The 17881-nt window shown below is 56.9% G+C and carries 16 protein-coding genes; 1 reads left to right on the top strand and 15 read right to left on the bottom strand.

Annotated features, from left to right (window positions below; genetic code table 11):
- Window positions 1-27 precede the first annotated feature (27 nt).
- The 15 genes from cpsG to M8014_RS09260 form a co-directional block, all read right to left on the bottom strand.
- Window positions 28-1398: a colanic acid biosynthesis phosphomannomutase CpsG gene (cpsG, locus tag M8014_RS09330; RefSeq protein ID WP_271282211.1), complete on the bottom strand. Its 1371-nt coding sequence runs from the start codon at window positions 1396-1398 to the stop codon at window positions 28-30.
- Between the two features lie 80 nt (window positions 1399-1478).
- The gene (gene cpsB / locus M8014_RS09325; protein WP_271282210.1) at window positions 1479-2915 is read right to left on the bottom strand and encodes a mannose-1-phosphate guanyltransferase; all 1437 of its coding nucleotides are present in this window, start codon (window positions 2913-2915) and stop codon (window positions 1479-1481) included.
- Between the two features lie 3 nt (window positions 2916-2918).
- Complete coding sequence (wcaI, locus tag M8014_RS09320) at window positions 2919-4142, bottom strand: colanic acid biosynthesis fucosyltransferase WcaI (RefSeq protein ID WP_271282209.1); 1224 nt, start codon at window positions 4140-4142, stop codon at window positions 2919-2921.
- Complete coding sequence (locus tag M8014_RS09315) at window positions 4139-4612, bottom strand: GDP-mannose mannosyl hydrolase (RefSeq protein WP_271282208.1); 474 nt, start codon at window positions 4610-4612, stop codon at window positions 4139-4141. Before M8014_RS09315 ends, wcaI begins: the two co-directional genes overlap by 4 nt.
- 2 nt (window positions 4613-4614) lie before the next feature.
- A complete protein-coding gene (gene fcl / locus M8014_RS09310) occupies window positions 4615-5580 on the bottom strand; it encodes a GDP-L-fucose synthase (RefSeq protein ID WP_271282207.1) in 966 nt (321 codons plus the stop codon).
- A 2-nt stretch (window positions 5581-5582) separates the two neighbouring features.
- On the bottom strand, window positions 5583-6704 hold the full coding sequence (gene gmd, locus M8014_RS09305) for a GDP-mannose 4,6-dehydratase (protein WP_271282206.1): 1122 nt from the start codon (window positions 6702-6704) through the stop codon (window positions 5583-5585).
- 26 nt (window positions 6705-6730) lie between these two features.
- Entirely contained in the window at window positions 6731-7279 is a 549-nt protein-coding gene (gene wcaF, locus M8014_RS09300; protein ID WP_271282205.1) for a colanic acid biosynthesis acetyltransferase WcaF, read from the bottom strand.
- A gap of 15 nt (window positions 7280-7294) precedes the next feature.
- Window positions 7295-8041: a colanic acid biosynthesis glycosyltransferase WcaE gene (gene wcaE / locus M8014_RS09295; protein WP_271282204.1), complete on the bottom strand. Its 747-nt coding sequence runs from the start codon at window positions 8039-8041 to the stop codon at window positions 7295-7297.
- Between the two features lie 11 nt (window positions 8042-8052).
- On the bottom strand, window positions 8053-9273 hold the full coding sequence (gene wcaD, locus M8014_RS09290; protein WP_271282203.1) for a colanic acid polymerase WcaD: 1221 nt from the start codon (window positions 9271-9273) through the stop codon (window positions 8053-8055).
- Complete coding sequence (gene wcaC, locus M8014_RS09285; RefSeq protein WP_271282202.1) at window positions 9248-10465, bottom strand: colanic acid biosynthesis glycosyltransferase WcaC; 1218 nt, start codon at window positions 10463-10465, stop codon at window positions 9248-9250. Before wcaC ends, wcaD begins: the two co-directional genes overlap by 26 nt.
- Window positions 10462-10950: a colanic acid biosynthesis acetyltransferase WcaB gene (wcaB, locus tag M8014_RS09280; protein WP_271282348.1), complete on the bottom strand. Its 489-nt coding sequence runs from the start codon at window positions 10948-10950 to the stop codon at window positions 10462-10464. The genes wcaC and wcaB overlap by 4 nt, the downstream gene beginning before the upstream one ends.
- Window positions 10951-10952: 2 nt before the next feature.
- On the bottom strand, window positions 10953-11792 hold the full coding sequence (gene wcaA / locus M8014_RS09275) for a colanic acid biosynthesis glycosyltransferase WcaA (RefSeq protein ID WP_271282201.1): 840 nt from the start codon (window positions 11790-11792) through the stop codon (window positions 10953-10955).
- Window positions 11793-11812: 20 nt separating this feature from the next.
- A complete protein-coding gene (gene wzc / locus M8014_RS09270; RefSeq protein ID WP_271282200.1) occupies window positions 11813-13975 on the bottom strand; it encodes a tyrosine-protein kinase Wzc in 2163 nt (720 codons plus the stop codon).
- Between the two features lie 2 nt (window positions 13976-13977).
- A complete protein-coding gene (wzb, locus tag M8014_RS09265; protein WP_271282199.1) occupies window positions 13978-14421 on the bottom strand; it encodes a low molecular weight protein-tyrosine-phosphatase Wzb in 444 nt (147 codons plus the stop codon).
- Between the two features lie 6 nt (window positions 14422-14427).
- Complete coding sequence (locus M8014_RS09260) at window positions 14428-15567, bottom strand: polysaccharide export protein (protein WP_271282198.1); 1140 nt, start codon at window positions 15565-15567, stop codon at window positions 14428-14430.
- A 694-nt stretch (window positions 15568-16261) separates the two neighbouring features.
- Here M8014_RS09260 and M8014_RS09255 point away from each other — a divergent pair.
- Window positions 16262-17845: a TerC family protein gene (locus tag M8014_RS09255; RefSeq protein ID WP_271282197.1), complete on the top strand. Its 1584-nt coding sequence runs from the start codon at window positions 16262-16264 to the stop codon at window positions 17843-17845.
- The last annotated feature ends 36 nt before the right edge of the window (window positions 17846-17881 follow it).

The raw sequence follows: 17881 nt of genomic DNA, 5'->3' as shown, positions 1-17881 counted from the left end.
CCTCCCCCGTCGGGAGAGGGGAAAAGATTACTGATTCAACAGCGCCATAATGTCCTGCGTTCGCGCCTGCATCAGCGCAGTATCAGCGCGGGATTCCACGTTCAGGCGCACCACAGGCTCGGTGTTGGAAGAGCGCAGATTGAAGCGCCACTGGGGGAACGCCATGCTAATGCCGTCGGTGCGGTCGATTTCCAGCGCATGCAGGGCAAAGTGGTGCTCGACGCGGGCAATCGCCTCGGCCGGGGCTGCCAGAGTGCTGTTGATCTCCCCGCTCGCCGGGAAGGCCGCCATCCGGTCGCGCACCAGTTCACCCAGCGTCTGCCCCTTCAGGCACAGCAGTTCGGTGACCAGCAGCCACGGGATCATCCCGCTGTCGCAGTAGGCAAAATCACGGAAATAGTGATGAGCGCTCATCTCGCCACCGTAGATGGCATCTTCGGCACGCATCCGCTCTTTGATAAACGCATGCCCGGTTTTCGACATCACCGGGGTACCGCCTGCCGCAGCCACCACGTCCACCGTATTCCAGGCCAGACGCGGGTCGTGGATGATCTTCGCCCCAGGGTGTTTTTCGAGGAAGGCTTCTGCCAGCAGGCCGACAATGTAGTAGCCCTCGATAAACTGCCCTTTCTCGTCGAACAGGAAGCAGCGGTCAAAATCGCCGTCGAAGGCAATCCCCATATCGGCCCCGTGTTCGATCACCGCATTGCGGGTATCAGCGCGACACTCCGGTAGCAATGGGTTCGGAATTCCGTTCGGGAACGTACCATCGGGGGTGTTGTGTACCTTGATAAAGGTGACCGGCACGTTTAGCGCCTTAAAGCGGGCCTCCAGCGCATCCACCACCGGGCCTGCCGCGCCGTTGCCGGAGTTAATCACCAGCTTCAGCGGCGTAAGGTTGGCCGGATTGATGTAGCCCAGCAGGTGATCGATATACGCCTGCTGCAGGTTAATCTGCTGATAGCTGCCGCGTTTCGCCGCGTTAACCGGCGGGAAATCGTTAGCTTCCGCCAGCCGCTGGACGTCGCGCAGGCCGGTGTCGCCGCTGATCGGCCGCGCGCCTTCGCGCACCAGCTTCATGCCGTTGTAGTCCATCGGGTTATGGCTGGCGGTCACTTCAATTCCACCGTCGACCCCAAGGTGGAAAGTGGCAAAATAGATCTCTTCGGTGCCGGAAAGACCGATGTCCAGCACGTCAACGCCCGCATCCTGCAGCCCTTTCGCCAGCGCCAGTTTTAATGCTTCACTTGTCAGGCGCACGTCGCCGCCCAGCACGATGGTTTTCGGTTTTAAATATTCGCCGTAGGCGCGGCCAATGCGCCACGCGATATCTTCATTCAGCTCTTCGCCCAGCTTGCCGCGAATATCGTAGGCTTTAAAACAGGTTAATTTTTGCATCATTACCCCTTTTTCAGGCAACAGTCAGCCCTCTCCCTTGAGGAGATATTTTTAATTAATTCGAAATCTACTGGTTAGCGCTACACGCGCCCGTAGCGGTCTTCGAAGCGGACGATGTCGTCCTCTTCCAGATACGAGCCGGAGCGCACTTCAATCAGATCGAGGGGGATTTTCCCCGGGTTTTCCAGGCAGTGGGTGGCTCCCAGCGGAATGTAGATCGATTCGTTTTCACCCAGCAGCGACACCACCTCGTCGATGGTGACTTTGGCGGTACCCGCCACCACCACCCAGTGTTCGGCCCGGTGGTGGTGCATCTGCACCGACAGCCCCTCGCCCGGCTTCACGGTAATGCGCTTGACCTGGTAGCGTTCGCCTTCGTCGATGGAGTCGTATTTGCCCCACGGACGGTAAACTTCCCGGTGAATGTGGTGCTCATGGCGGCCATCGGCCTTAATCTGCTCAACGACTTTTTTGACGTCCTGCACCGCGTTGCGATCGGCGATCAGCACCGCGTCTTTGGTCTGAACGACCACCAGATCCTTTACGCCAACGGTGGTCACCAGCCCGGACTCGGCATACACGTAGCTGTTTTCGGTTTTATGGCTGATCACATCCCCGTGATGGACGTTGCCTTCCGGCGTCTGGGCGCTGATTTCCCACAGGGAAGACCAGGAGCCAACGTCGCTCCAGCCCGCGTCCATCGGCACCACCACCGCATCAGCGGTGCGCTCCATCACGGCGTAATCCACCGACTCTTCCGGGCAGGCGAGGAAGGCTTGCTCGTCGACGCGGATAAAATCCAGGTCCGGATCGACGGTCGCCATCGCTTTTTCGCAGGCGGTCAGAATGTCCGGACGATACTTTTGCAACTCTTCCAGGTAGCGCCCGGCGCGGAACAGGAACATACCGCTGTTCCAGTAATACTCCCCGCTGCCGACATAGGCCTGCGCGGTTTCAAGATTCGGTTTTTCGACAAACTGCGCCACGTCAAAGGCCACGCTGTCGCCTTCGCCCGGGGTCACTTCACCGCGACGAATGTAGCCGTAGCCGGTTTCCGGCATATCCGGCACGATACCAAAGGTCACCAGCTTGCCGCTTACGGCGTAGGGGATCGCCGCGCGCACCGCGTCGCGGAAGGCGTCTTCCTGCTGAATAACGTGATCGGCGGCCAGCACCAGCATCAGCGGATCGCAATCCGGGCTGCTGCGCTGGGCGGCCAGCGCCGCGAGAGCAATGGCCGGGGCGGTGTTGCGCCCGGCAGGCTCCAGAATGATGTTTTCGGTCAGCTTGTTCAGCTGACGCAACTGCTCGGCGACGATAAAGCGGTGCTGTTCGTTACAGATCACCACCGGGCTTTCGCACTGCACGCCGTTCAGACGGCTGACCGTGGTCTGCAGCATAGTCAGTTCCCCTTTCAGGCAGAGGAACTGTTTTGGATAAAGCACGCGGGACAGCGGCCACAACCGGCTACCAGAGCCACCCGCCATCACTACCGGGTACAACGTATTTTGACTCATGACTTATTCCCGTATATCTGCAATAAACTGGCTCAGCACGTTCTCTTTCTCGAGCGTGCGTTCGGCGTACTCACGCGCCACGGCGTTCTCAGCGGGCATGGTGAGGGCATGTTCAATCCCGGCGACCAGCGCGGGAACCGATTCCGGCTCCACGCACACGGCGATCCCCGGCAGGTCGGTACACAGCTGGCCCAGCTCGGTGTGGGATTCAGCGGTGATCACCGCATTGCCGCCCACCGCCAGAATGTTGGTCAGCTTGGAGGGCAGCACCGCATCCGCCGCGCCGCGCTTTTGCACGACCAGATGGCAGTCGGCCATCTTCAGCAGCGCCGGCAAGGCGTCGTAAGACTGCAGCGGGAAAAACTGAATATTGTGCAGGCCGCGTTCGCGGGCCAGCTTTTCCAGCCGCGCTTTACCGCCGCCCTGACCGACAATCACAAACTGCCAGGGCTTATCGCTGAGCTGCGCGGCAGCCTCAATGACGTTTTCCAGCCCCTGCTTCTCGCCGATGTTGCCGGAGTACAGAATGATTTTTTGCGCCCCGGCAAGCCCCAACTGTGCGCGCAGGGCAGCCGCATCGGCAGGCGTCACGTCACGAAAACGCGCCACTTCGGACCAGTTGGGGAAGAAGATCACTTTTTCCGCCGCCACGCCTTTCTCCCGCGCTTTGTTCATCATCGAGCGCGAGATGGTCGAGACGTAGTCGACGTTTTGCAGGCCGTTGCGTTCAAAGGCGCTGGCCAGCTTCGCCACCTTGCCGCCCTTGCCTTTGCCCGCCATCCCCAGTCCGAGCATGGCGTCCACTTCATAATCCTGAATGTGCAGCAGGGTGCGCGCGCCGGAGAGCTTACCCAGCAGGCGCATGCCTGGGGTGCAAAACAGCGTCGGCACCACGCCGATAATGCGATCGGGCTTCCAGCGGCGCTGGGCCATCAGCGGGAAAAAGCTGCTCAGGGCAAAGCTGCCCAGATGAATCAGCCGTTTCAGCGTTGAGGGTTGCTTCGGCACGTACAGCGGGCAGCGCCAGACAGTGGCGGCCCCCTGTTCGCGGCGATAGCGCCAGCTGGAGTAGCGCTCGCCCACTTTCCACTCCGGGTAGTAAGGCGGGGCGGTAATGACCCGCACCTCGTGACCCTGGCTCGCCATCCACTCGACCATTTCGCCGGTGTACTTACCGATCCCGGTCAGTTCCGGCGAGTAGTTGATGCCGTAGACCAAAATTTTCATAAGCCCGGCACCCCAGACTGATCCAGGAAATAGGCCCGGCTGTTGTCGTGCACATGGTCACTGGCAAGCAGCGCGTCAGGCGTCAGCCAGCGGTAATCGTCGTGCTGGGCATCGGGCAGACGCAGGTCTGCCGTATTCACCCGCAGGCGATACCCAAGCACCACGTAGTGGGTGGAGAAATCGCGCCCGGAGAAGTTATCGTCATAGAAGTGCTGCCAGACGCCGTAAAACTGGCCCGCCGATTGCGGCAGACGCAGCCCCAGCTCCGCCAGCGTCAGGCGTTCAAACGCCTGCGCCAGGGTTTCGTCTTTCTGCACCCGCCCGCCGGGGACGAACCAGTAGCCCTGCGCCGGACGGTTGGTGCGTTGCCCGAGCAGGAACTCGCCGCGTTCGTTCTCCACAATCAAATCGATGGAGATAAGCGGCGTGGCGCGCACGACCGTGGCAAAATCTTCCTGACTTAAAAACATATCTACCCCCGGTAGCGGTGCTGGTTTTCGAGGAACCACTGCCAGGTGCTGGCCAGCCCCTGCTCAAGGGAGACCTCGTGGAACCAGCCCAGCTGATGCAGACGGGTCACGTCCAGCAGCTTGCGCGGTGTGCCGTCAGGTTTGCTGGCATCGAACACCACCCGGCCCCGATATCCCACCACCTGGGCGATGGTCTGGGCCAGCTCGCGGATGGTGCAATCCACCCCGGTGCCGACGTTAATGTGCGACAGCATCGGCTGGGTGTTCTCCTGCCACACCTCGCGGGCCAGCTCCATCACGTGGATGCTGGCGGCTGCCATATCGTCCACGTGCAGGAACTCGCGCATCGGCGTCCCGCTGCCCCACACCACTACGTCAGGCGCGTTGTTGAGGGTTGCTTCATGGAACCGGCGCAGCAGCGCCGGGATCACATGGGAGTTGCTCGGGTGGAAGTTATCAAACGGCCCGTACAGGTTGGTCGGCATCACCGAGCGATAGTCCCGGCCATACTGGCGGTTATAGGACTCGCACAGCTTGATCCCGGCGATTTTGGCAATCGCGTACGGCTCATTGGTCTCTTCAAGCGTGCCCTGCAGCAGTTCGCTCTCGGCAATCGGCTGTTTTGCCAGCTTCGGGTAGATGCAGGAGGATCCGAGGAACAACAGCTTATTCACGTTGTGCAGATGCGCGGCGTGAATAATGTTGCTCTCGATCATCATGTTCTCGTAGATGAAATCCGCCGGGTAGGTATTGTTGGCGACAATACCGCCCACTTTCGCCGCCGCCAGATACACCTGATCGATACGCTGCTCAGCAAAAAAGGCCTGCACCGCGGTGGCATCCAGCAGGTTCAGTTCGTCGCGGGTGCGCAGCACCAGCTCGACGTCGCCGCGCGCCTGGAGCTGGCGAACAATCGCCGACCCCACCATCCCGCGATGTCCGGCGACAAAAATACGTTGTGTGCTCATTCTCAGGACTCCAGCGCGATGGCAACCTCGTAGCCGTGGGACTTGAGCAGGGAGTGCTTCTTGGCTGCTTCAAGATCGTTGGCAACCATCTCGGACACCATCTCCTGGAGGGTGATCTCCGGTTTCCAGCCCAGCTTTTCGTGCGCTTTGGTTGGGTCGCCGAGCAGGGTTTCCACTTCAGCAGGACGGAAGTAGCGCGGGTCGACTTCGATAATCACATCCCCCGGCTTCACGCCCGGTGCATCGTGACCGGTGACCGAGACCACAATGCCTTTTTCATCCACGCCGGTGCCTTCAAAACGCAGTTTGATGCCCAGCTGCGCCGCGGCCATCTCGACAAACTGACGCACGGAGTACTGCACGCCGGTGGCGATCACGAAGTCGTCCGGGGTCTCCTGCTGCAGCATCATCCACTGCATTTTCACGTAGTCTTTGGCATGGCCCCAGTCGCGCAGGGAGTCCATGTTGCCGAGGTGCAGCTTCTTCTCCAGACCCTGAGCGATGTTAGCGATGGCACGGGTAATTTTACGGGTGACGAAAGTCTCGCCGCGGCGCGGGGATTCGTGGTTAAACAGAATGCCGTTACAGGCGTACATACCGTAAGATTCGCGGTAGTTCACGGTGATCCAGTAGGCGTACAGTTTAGCGACCGCATACGGCGAGCGTGGGTAGAAAGGCGTGGTCTCTTTCTGCGGCGTTTCCTGCACCAGGCCGTACAGCTCAGAGGTAGACGCCTGATAGAAACGGGTTTTCTTTTCCAGACCGAGGAAGCGGATCGCCTCCAGCAGGCGCAGAGTACCCATCGCATCCACATCGGCGGTGTATTCCGGCGATTCAAAGGAGACCGCAACGTGGCTCATGGCGCCCAGGTTGTAGACCTCATCCGGCTGCACTTCCTGCAGAATACGGGTCAGGTTAGAGCTGTCGGTCAGATCGCCATAGTGCAGGTGAAATTTTGGGTTTGCCGCGTGTGGATCCTGATAGATATGATCCACGCGCTCGGTATTGAACGAAGAGGCACGACGTTTGATTCCGTGCACTTCATAGCCTTTTTCCAGCAGGAGTTCCGCCAGATAAGAACCATCCTGTCCGGTTACGCCGGTGATGAGAGCGACTTTAGACATGTTTATTTTCTCCAGACTTATCGAAGTTATTCAGTTTCAACGCGTTCGCGTATCACCACTGCGGGATTGCCACGGCAAAGCTTATTTGCCGGTAGCGATTTAAAAACACTGCTGCGCGCACCGATGACGGTGCCATCGCCAATTGCGACGCCGGGGGCAACAAACACATCCGTTGCCAGCCAGCATTTCTCGCCAATCACGATTGGCTGCGCGTTAATATCAAAATGTTGACTCATATAATCGTGGCTACCGGTGCAGAGATAGCATTTCTGCGACACCACGGCATTCGCCCCAATCGTAATATTTCCCAGCGTATACAGCACCGCGTCATCACCCACCCAGGCGTTGTCGCCAAGGGTTAATTTCCACGGATAGGTAATTTTCACCGAGGGTCGTATTACTGCGTTTTTTCCTATTTTTGCGCCAAACAGACGGAGTAAAAAAGCACGCCAGCGATAGGCTATTTGCGGTGACCAGGCAAATAACGTTGCCTGCACTGCCCACCAGATCTGAACTTTAATTCCACCTGCCCCGCGAAATCCTTTCGGTACCGCAAAGCCGTTTAATTCCTGCATCGTCTTTCCTTATATTCAGACTTTGTTATATAAGGCTTTCGTTTTACCCGTCGTTCTCAGACGTAATAAATAAGATAATTCCGCCCAGAAGCCCGGCACGCGTAATATTTCACGCTGTACTTTTTTTGCATCCTGGCACAATTCAAGATTATTCGAGGTTGACACCCCACCCATTGAGAATTCGGACACCAGCCCGTCAATGCGTTTAAACGGATATCCGGCTTTATACAGTCTGGCCGCCAGGGCGTAATCCGAAGACACTTTATATTGCAGATCGTACGGCCACGCTTTTAAGCCGCTGACCGGGAAGAAAATCGCCTGATGGCTGGCCGGCAGGCTGTGATAAATATACCAGCCAGGTTTTGCGGCCCGGCGGACTTTATTCCCGTCGCCAAAATCGAGCAGCGCGTCGCCAATGTACATGGCGTTATCCGGCTTTCTGCCAAGCTGGCGGACCGTCTGCGCCACGTCGTCATGAAAGATATCCCCGGAATTAAGGAAGATTGCGTAGCGCCCCTGCGCCATCGCCACCCCTTTGTTCATCGCATCGTAAATGCCGCGGTCTTTCTCGCTGACGTAGCGTAAGTTAAATTCACCGTTCAGTTTTTCGAGAAACTCAGCGGTGCCGTCATCAGAGCCGCCATCCACCACAATCCATTCAAAACGGAGGCTGGGATCGCGCGCCAGATTGCGCAGTGACCGCCAGGTATTGACCACTCCTTCGTAGTTACGAAAGGCAACCGTAATGACGCTAAGTAACATAAACCACCTCGTTATGAATGCGTAATATTGAGCGCCTTGCGCAAAATAAACGGGCATACGATTAAGAATGCATATTCCGGACTAAATATTGACCCGGTAAAAAACAGCGACACCGGCGTAAAAAGATAAAGCTGCACGCGAAAATTCTGATTATCACCAAACGCGCTGACGGTCATTTTAAATACTTTCGTCAGATACCATCCGGTTAATAACACCGCAAACCACGAGAAATAAATAATCAGCAGATACAGGCCATTGTCTATTGTTTTCCCGACGTCCGCACCGTTAAAGATTCCGAATGATGCAACATATTCATAAAGTGAGCCGAATCTGACTACACCATCAATATGGGTCAAGGAATAACCGACCATCACTAATGGACCAATAATTCGGTAGTACGATGACGACCCTTCCGTACCTAAATCACCCAGGCGATCGGAGATATACGGAAACGCAAACACTATCCCAACCAAAAATACGGATAATGAAATGATTGCCAGCGGTAACTTTTTCTTGATGGCCTCTTTATTGAGATACTGAAACGCCCACTCCAGAAGATAAAACAGAATAAACGTCATAACCCCGGAGAACGAACCTGACAGCACAATGCCTGCGAGAATCATACCATCGGTCTTGGGGGTTTTGATACCGAACTGTTTGATACTGAGCCAAATTGAGATTAACGCCAGAGCGAAGAACGCCGGTTCAAAATAGAGTGCGGTAGTACGCTTGCCACCAAACTTAATAAAGTTCAGGACATAGCTATTACTGTAAATAAGATATTTCGAAATTATTTCCATCAGGCTACTGCCGCCGGTCAGAATAATTTGCGCCATCTCCAGTGCCGCCAGGGTGACAATGATTCCGACCACCAGATAAAAGAACCTGAGGATCTTCCGATAATTGTGCGGCGAGATGGTTTTAAAGCGAATACTCCACACCATGCCAATAATGATCACGATATAGACAAACAGCATCGTCGAGGTGACGTACTTGCTGGCATCGAGCGACTGACCAAAGATGTAGTTAAAGGCAGTCAGCCCGACGCCGAGCCCCAGCGCAATCATCAGCTTCTTGACGCTTACCTTGTCGACGAACAGCAGCAGTAACAGCGGCAGGAAGGTGACGATGGTGATCGGGAAGCTTTCGCCGAGCTGGGCAATTTTGACGTTGACCAGCAGGTAGATGAGCGGCAGCAGCAGATAGCTACAGACTCTGATAGAACGAGACATACTCCTCCAGCATCTGTTGTCCACTGTAGGCCTGGCGGCTGCGGGCGCTGAAGGCCGCAAGCGTGGTGCCAAATACCGCCTGGGCGATGTCGGCTTTCGCCATCTGCACCAGCGGCAGAACCTCGTTTTCCGCGAAGGTTTTCCCGCCGGACTTTTCCAGCACTTCGCGCGCGGCGTCGCTGTGGGTGGCGATCACCGGCACGCCAATCGACAGCGCTTCGCAGAGGATCAGCGGATAGTTATCCACCCGGGAGCTGAACACCAGCGCATCCATCCCGTTCAGGGCGCTCATCAGCTTGCGCTTGTCGGTTTCGAAGCCGTGGTTGACCACGTTCGGGCCCTCAAACGGCGAGAACTTGCCGAAGGTGTGCAGTTCGACCTTATCGCCGAGGGCCATTATCTGGCGCACCAGCTGCTGGTTGGTTTTGCCGTCGTAGCGCAGATCGTGGGCCACCACCGCGATTTTCGGTTTGCCCGGAGTGACGGCAACCGGGGTCAGTTCCGCCAGTATTTCTTCCGTCGCCACGTCGATACCGTTATTGATTATCCGACAGCGCCCTGCCCCGTACAGGCTGTTAAACGCCTCGGCCACGTGCTGGCTGGGGGAGATAAACTGGCACCCGAGCGCCAGCATTTCGCGAAACAGCTGACGTTTACCGGCCACCAGCTGATGGGCGCGATCCACTTTCACCGGCGGATAGTTACTTAGGGTCGGGCATTTCTGGCAATGGTCTTTCCAGCCTTCGCAGCCGTCGGTAAAGGCACAACGCCCGGTTACGCTCCAGTGGTCGTGCAGGGTCCAGACAAAGGTGGTATCCGGCTTATGGGCATTCACCTTTTCGCAAAACGCCACCACCTCTTCAAGCCGCAGCCAGTAGCTGTGCAGAACGTGAAAGTGCAGCACCACCGGGCCCGGGGTGCGGGTGACGGTGCGGTACAGGCTGTTAAGGTTGCCGAACAGATCGCGATTAAACAGGCGAAACAGGGCAATGTTCGCCACCGAGGTCAGACGCGGAGTGTGTTTCACCACCTGCGGGTACTGGTCGTGGCTGACGCTTTTTTTGCCGCCCTTGCCGTAGCCGTAGACAAAGCGCGACGCCAGCCCCTGCTGCAGGGCGCGCTGGTGCAAATCCAGCGCCACGCCTGCTGCCCCACCTTCGGCGAGACGCACATTAAACTGCAGAATGTTCATTTGATCACCTTCACGCGGGCCTTCTCCCCCACCACCAGCGCGTTGTCCGGCACGCTGTCGAGCACCACGCTACCTGCGCCCACCGTGACGTTGTTGCCGATGGTGATATTACCCAGCATCACCACGTTAGCGCCCAGCTCGACGTTATTGCCGATCTGCGGGCAGGCCAGGCTGTCAGCCCCGCGATTGCCGATGGTCACCGCATGACGGATGACAAAATCATCCCCGGCGACCACAAATTTGTTGATCACCACGGCATAGCCATGGTGAATGGTGAAGCGCCGTCCGATGGTGGCGGCGGCCTGGATTTCGTAGCCAAAAACGCACTCGGTGATGATGCGGTACAGCACCAGCACCGGGGCCGCCCACAGATTGTTGAGCACATTTTTTTTGCGCCACACCGAGCAAAAGTGGGCGATGCGATAGCTCAGAACCATGCAGCACGGGCGCAGGCTCCAGCTGTTGGCGCGACAATCTTCCAGCAGCATTATTTCCCCCGCAGTCCGTCAGCCAGACGTTTGCCGTTACGCACCGAGAGCAGCGTTAGCAAGGTGCGCCAGTTCATCCGCTTGTTGCGGATCTGATACAGCGTAAACAGCTGATACTTGCGGCTGGCGCGGTCGAACTTGTCTTTGTGCTTACGATAAAAATGGAAGTAGCCAGAGAACTTTTTCGGCGAAGAGGTGATTTGCATCTCCCCGTGGTTGATGTGCAGAATCTGCGTCGCCTCGTCCACTTTCCACGGCTCGCCGTACTCCATCACCATCCTCAGGAAAATGTCGTAATCCTGGGCGGCTTTCAGTTCGGTATCGAACAGACTCTCTTTAAAGCGCCACGCCCAGCTGAACACCTGGTTGCCAATAATATTGCGCTTGTAGAACAGGCGGCGGGAGTAAGGCGACTTGGGGTACAGCGGCAGGCTGGCGGGCTGGGAATAGACTTCGCCCTCGCAGACATAATCGTTGGCGTACAGGAACGCGTGCGTCACCAACTGGTGCTGATTTGCGAGGAAGATCGACAGCCGGTTCGGCGTCCACTCGTCATCATCGTCAATCCCGGTCAGGTACTGGCCCGAGGCCTGCATAATCGCCTGATTGCGCACCGCACAGGCCCCGGAGTTGATCGGGTTATGGGTGTATTTGACGCGTGAATCGTTCAGCCCGTCGACAAACTGCTGCAGCTGCTCATACGAGGCGGAGCAGTCGTCAACGATAATCAGCTCCCAGTGGTCATAGTCCTGGCGCAAGACCGACTTAATTGCGCGGATCGCCAGCTGCTGACGGTTCCATGTCGGCATATAAATAGAAATCAAAGGACGTGTGGTCATGGTGTTCCCCGAGTGGCTCATTACTTGCTGTCCGATTTATATTCGTACTCGTAATACCCGTAATCCTGATACCCGCTGGCGCGACGGAAGATGGAGTTGAGGATCACCCCTTTCACCGCGATGCCGTTCTGCTCAAAGCGGCTCAGACTGGTCTCGACCTCTTTCAGGGTGTTGACCGCATAGCGCGCCACCATCAGGGTGGTACCGGCATGGCGACCAACAATCGCCGCGTCAGTAACAGCCAGAATTGGCGGGGTATCGATCAGCACCAGGTCGTAGTGTTTGCTTGCCCATTCCACCAACTGGCTGAAACGCTCGCTCATCAGCAGCTCTGACGGGTTCGGTGGCACCTGGCCGCGCGACACAAGGTCAAAGTTGGTAATGGAGGTCGGTTTGGCACACTGGCTGATCTCGCCCTTGCCGAGCAGAATGTCCGACAGACCGTTAACGTTGTTGGTGCCGAGGAGTTCGTGGGTGTAGCCCTTCCGCATATCGCAATCGATCAGCAGCACCCGCTTGTTGGTCTGGCTGACCACCGCGGCCAGGTTGGCGCAGACAAAGGTCTTACCAATTGACGGACTGACCCCGGTGAGCATCAGCACGTTGTTGTTGGCCTGCATCATGGCGAAGTGCAGGCTGGTACGCAGACTGCGGATGGCTTCGATGGCCAGATCCGTTGGGTTGCCCACCGCCAGCAGTTGGCTCTGCTTGTAGCGCTTCACACCGTGGACGGTTTTGACGCTGTCCCGCGACTTCTGCCATTCGGAGAGCGGAATGCTGGCGTAAACGTTGATCCCGTGCTCCTCCAGCACCTGCGGGCTTTCAATACCCCGGTTAAACAGGGAGCGCAGCAGCACGCCAACGATAGAGAGCATCAGGCCGAGAATAATGCTGCCAAGAATAATCAACGCTTTCTTCGGCTTCAGCACGCCGGGCTGGGTGATGGCCGGGTCGACGATACGCACGTCGCCCACGGTGCTGGCCTCGGTGATCTTCAGCTCCTGCTGTTTGTTCAGCAGCTGCATGTAGACCTGCTGGCCGGACTCCACGTCACGGGTCAGGCGCACAATCTCCTGCTGGGTTTTTGGCATCGCGGTAACGCGGCCATTGAGCTTCGATTTTTCTTCTTCCAGGGTCTGGCGTTTTTCCAGCAGGGTGCGGTACGCCGGATGACGTTTGGTGTAAAGCTTGGAGATCTCTGCTTCTTTAAAGGTCAGCTCGTTCAACTGGGCGTCGATGTTGACCATCGAATCCAGCACCGACTTGGCTTCCAGCGGCAGGTCGACGGAGTCTTTATCCTGGCGATAGGCGTTAAGCTTGTTCTCTGCCTCATCCAGGCGGGAGCGCACTTCCGGGAGCTGCTTCGCGAGGAAGGCGAGGCTTTTTGACGCCTCTTCCGACTTGCGCTGCACGTTCTGCTCAAGGTAGTTGCGGGTAATGCTGTTGAGGATGGCGCGGATCTGGTCTTTATCCTCCCCGGTGAAGTTCATGCTCAGCACCCCGGTGTCCTTGCCGTTTTCGGTGACCGTCAGGTTGCCTTGCAGGCTGTTGATCATCCCCAGCATCGAGAATTTACTGACCGTAAACTCACTCCCCGTCCCGGCCTTGATGGCGCTGACCATCATGCTGACGCCATCTTTTTCCAGCATCTTCCCGACCTCGCCTTTGGCGCTAAAACCGGCGTCGCTGGTGAGCTGATACTGTTCAGGTCCTGTCACCTCAAGGGTAAAGATCTGCCCCCCTGCCCCGGCAGGCAGGGTGAAGGTGGTCACTTTCACCGTGTCGTTCGCCCGACCCATCAGCCGGTCCCAGCCTGCACCAAACACCGGGAAGCTGTTTTTGCTGACGCCGATATCCAGATCCAGCTCGTCCACCGTTTTACCCAGCACCAGACGAGACTGGATCAGCTGAATCTCCGCCTGTGAGGCGGGCGGCTTGTTCGACAGTGCCGAACCGATGTCCTGCACCAGCGAATTGCCGCTGTTCTGTTCAATCTGTACCAGCGCATCGGCGCTGTAGATCGGGGTGGCAAAAAGGGTGTAAATCACCGCCGCGGCGGCAAATACCGCGGTAATCCCCAGTACCCACCAGCGCGCCTCTACGACGGTCCCGACCAGGCGGCCAATATCAATTTCATCGCTACCCGTAGAGGGGGCGGCAGAAGGTTTTACGTTTGCTGTCATTGTTATCCCTGCTGAACGTTCAGTGCCTGCGCCCACTGGCGGGCAGACTGGTCGAGTAAGGTGTAAACCGCCTCAAACGCTTCACGGCTTTTGCGATACGGATCGGGGATCTCGCGCTCATTGTCCCAGTGACCAAACAGCATCACCTTGCCGCGCATTTCCGGTGCGATGTCGCACAGGGCATGAATGTGGCGTTTTTCCATGGCGAGGATCAGGTCATAGTCCCGACACAAGCGGGCAGAGACCTGACGGGCACAGTGCCCGTCGAGCGAAAGCTGATTATCTGCCGCCACGCTGCTGGCCTGTGCATCGGCCCCTTTGCCCACCAGCGCCCCCAGTCCGGCCGACGCCACGGTCAGCGTCGGCTGATACTGCTTCAGCAGCCGTTCGGCCGTGGGGGAACGGCAGATGTTCCCCACGCATACCACCAGAATTTTGTTAAACATCGCGGATCACCAGGTGTGGACGTCGTGTGCCGTGTCCGTCATGTAGCGGACGCCATTAATGGTTGGCAGCAACTGGTTAATCAGGCGGTTCCAGCGAGAAACCGGTGCGGTAGTGACATACACCACGTCATACGGCTGGAGGCGGAATTCGGTCGCCATCACCAGCGAAGTGGCATCGGACATATCCAGCTGATAGATGTTGGCGATCTTGCCCTTCGCACTGCCCTCGCCTTTCAGCGGACGGATCACGAAGATGCCGCTGGCGTTGGAGGTATTCATATCCAGCCCTTCTGCGGTGCCGAGCGCTTCGGTCAGGGTCATGCCGCTGAAGTCCATCTTGAGGGTGCTCTGTTTCTTCACTTCGCCCATCACGAACACTTTCAGATCGTCATTGCGCGGTACAAACAGGATGTCGCCCGGATAGAGCAGTCGGTTCTGGCTCAAATCGCCGTTTTGCATCAGCGCCTGCAGCGAAATGCGCTGCTCTTTCCCTTCGTGGGTCAGCACCACGTTGCGCCAGTCCGCCGTATCGGTCAGACCGCCCGCGGCGTTGACGGCGTCGAGCACGGTCAGCGGCACGTTAGTGATGGCCTGCTGGCCGGATTTATTCACCTGGCCGGAGACATAGGCTTTTTGCGAGCGGAAGGCGGCGATATTCACGTCCACCTGCGGGTCGGCGATGTACTGCGCCAGACGCCCGGTAATGTCACTGCGGATTTCGGAGAGGCTTTTGCCGACGACGCGCACTTTACCCACGTAGGGATAGAACATGGTGCCGTCCGGCTGCACCCAGTTACCGGCATCGCTGGAGCTACGGTACTGCCCGGCGGGGGTGGTCAGCTCGGGGTGATCCCAGACGGTCACGTTAATCACGTCACCCGGTCCGACGCGGTACTGGTAGGCGGCGATCTCCTGGTCGAGGCTGACGTTCGGCTGCGCCACATTCGGGCGCGGGCGTAATTGTTCGACCAGTCGTGGGGTCAGGGGATAAACATTCACCATGCGATCAATATCGAAATCAGCATCCTGCTGTTTAATCACATCCTTGCCCATCGTCGACATATTGCTGCCGGGTAAGATCGTGCAACCACTCATCAAGGTCACAGACACCAATAATGGCATCAATTTCAGTTTGGATTTCATCATTGATTATTTATCACTTTGGCAGAGTAATTACCCTGTACAATTTAAATAAGCGAGGCGCGGTAATACTTTTAGCATGCAGTTAATAAAACAGAAATATAACTGGCATCAGTCCTAAAAGCGCACAATGCACCACCAGGCTATTGACAGAATAATCGAGGCTGATTAACACGCCTTCAGGCACGCTACCGCCCTTGGCTTTCAGTTACCAATCCACTGCATAAACAGTAAGTTATGGATAAACACCCTCATTGGCATGGCTTAACGGAAAAATATGTCAGGCAGGATAAATCCGAACCAAATATAGTTTTTCAGGCGATTAAACCGACACAGAAAATAGCAGCAAGATACGGAGGTATGTGATGCTGGAAGAATTGTTGCAGCTAACCGAATATCAGGCAAGGAAACATCCGCAAGGAAAGACCTTTTAAGATTAATATTAACGGTATCATTCCCACGCTTTTAGGAATTACTTTATATTGACATTATTAAAGGGATAAATTCAGCATGCGATATTTCTTATTTTATCTATTTCCAGAACATTTACGCTATTAACACACAGAGTGCAGGGATAATGATTGCCGTATTTTCCACCCGACAGCAGAGAGAAATTGCCGACCGGGATTGCATTTTCCCGCCCTGGTATCCATGATCGGAATGTGACAATTGTCATATCACATGAGGTATTACTCCCACTATGGAATGGATAGCAGATCCATCAATATGGGCCGGTCTGGTCACCCTGGTGGTGCTGGAACTTGTGCTCGGTATCGATAACCTGGTCTTTATCGCCATTCTCGCCGAAAAACTGCCTCCCGCGCAGCGCGACCGCGCCCGTATCACCGGCCTGCTGCTGGCAATGGTGATGCGCCTGTTGCTGCTGGCCTCTATCTCCTGGCTCGTAACGCTCACCCGTCCGCTGTTCACGTTGTACGGCCACGGCTTTAGCGCCCGGGATCTGATCATGCTCTTCGGCGGGCTGTTCCTGATTTTCAAAGCCACGGTCGAACTCAACGAAAGGCTGGAAGGTAAGGACAGCGAAAACACCACCCAGCGGCGCGGCGCTAAATTCTGGCCAGTCGTGGCGCAGATCGTGGTGCTGGATGCGGTCTTCTCGCTGGACTCGGTGATCACCGCCGTGGGGATGGTCGACCAACTGCCGGTTATGATGGCCGCCGTGATTATCGCCATTATCCTGATGGTGATGGCCAGCAAGTCGCTGACGCGTTTTGTGAATAACCATCCTACGATTGTCATCCTCTGTCTCAGTTTCCTGCTGATGATCGGCTTTAGCCTGGTGGCCGACGGGTTTGGCTTCCATATCCCGAAAGGCTATCTGTACGCCGCGATTGGCTTCTCAGTGATTATTGAGGCGCTGAACCAGCTGGCAATCTTCAACCGTCGGCGCTTCCTGTGGGCCAACCAGACGCTGCGCCAGCGCACGGCAGAAACGGTGGTACGCCTGCTGAGCGGCCGAAAAGAGGATGCCGAGCTGGATGCGCAATCCTCTTCGCTGCTGGCGGATCACGATAACAGCCCGATCTTTGATCCGCAGGAGCGACGAATGATTGAGCGGGTGCTGAACCTCAATCAGCGTTCCGTCAGTAGCATCATGACCTCGCGCCATGATATTGAGCATATCGACCTCAACGCGCCGGAGATGAGCATTCGCGCGCTGCTGGAGAAGAACCAGCACACCCGCATCGTGGTGACCGGTGGCGAACAGGAAGAGGAGCTGCTGGGGGTGGTGCACGTCATCGATCTGCTCAATCAGCAGCTGCAGGGCGAGGCGCTGAACCTGCGCGCGCTGGTGCGTCAGCCACTGGTCTTCCCGGAAGGACTACCGCTGCTGCAGGCGCTGGAACAGTTCCGTAATGCCCGCACCCACTTCGCCTTTGTGGTGGATGAATTTGGCTCTGTGGAAGGGTTAGTGACGCTCAGCGACGTGATGGAGACCATCGCCGGGAATCTGCCTAATGAAGTGGAAGAGCTCGACGCCCGGCATGATATTCAGAAGAACGCCGACGGCAGCTGGACCGCCAACGGCCACATGCCGCTGGAGGATCTGGTGCAGTACGTGCCGCTGCCGCTGGACGAGAAACGCGAATACCACACTATTGCCGGGCTGCTGATGGAGAATTTGCAGCGCATCCCGCAGCCGGGGGAAGAGGTTCAGGTGGGGGAATACGCTTTGAAAACGCTGGAGGTGGAAAACCACCGGGTGCAGAAAGTGCAGTTGATCCCGCTGAGTATGGAGGAGGATGGGGATTACGAGCTTTGAGGTTTCCCCTCACCTCGATGAGGTGAGGGGATTCAC

Source organism: Silvania hatchlandensis, from assembly GCF_025564065.1.
Taxonomy (GTDB): domain Bacteria; phylum Pseudomonadota; class Gammaproteobacteria; order Enterobacterales; family Enterobacteriaceae; genus Enterobacter; species Enterobacter hatchlandensis.
This window is presented reverse-complemented; position numbering and strand designations above follow the sequence as displayed.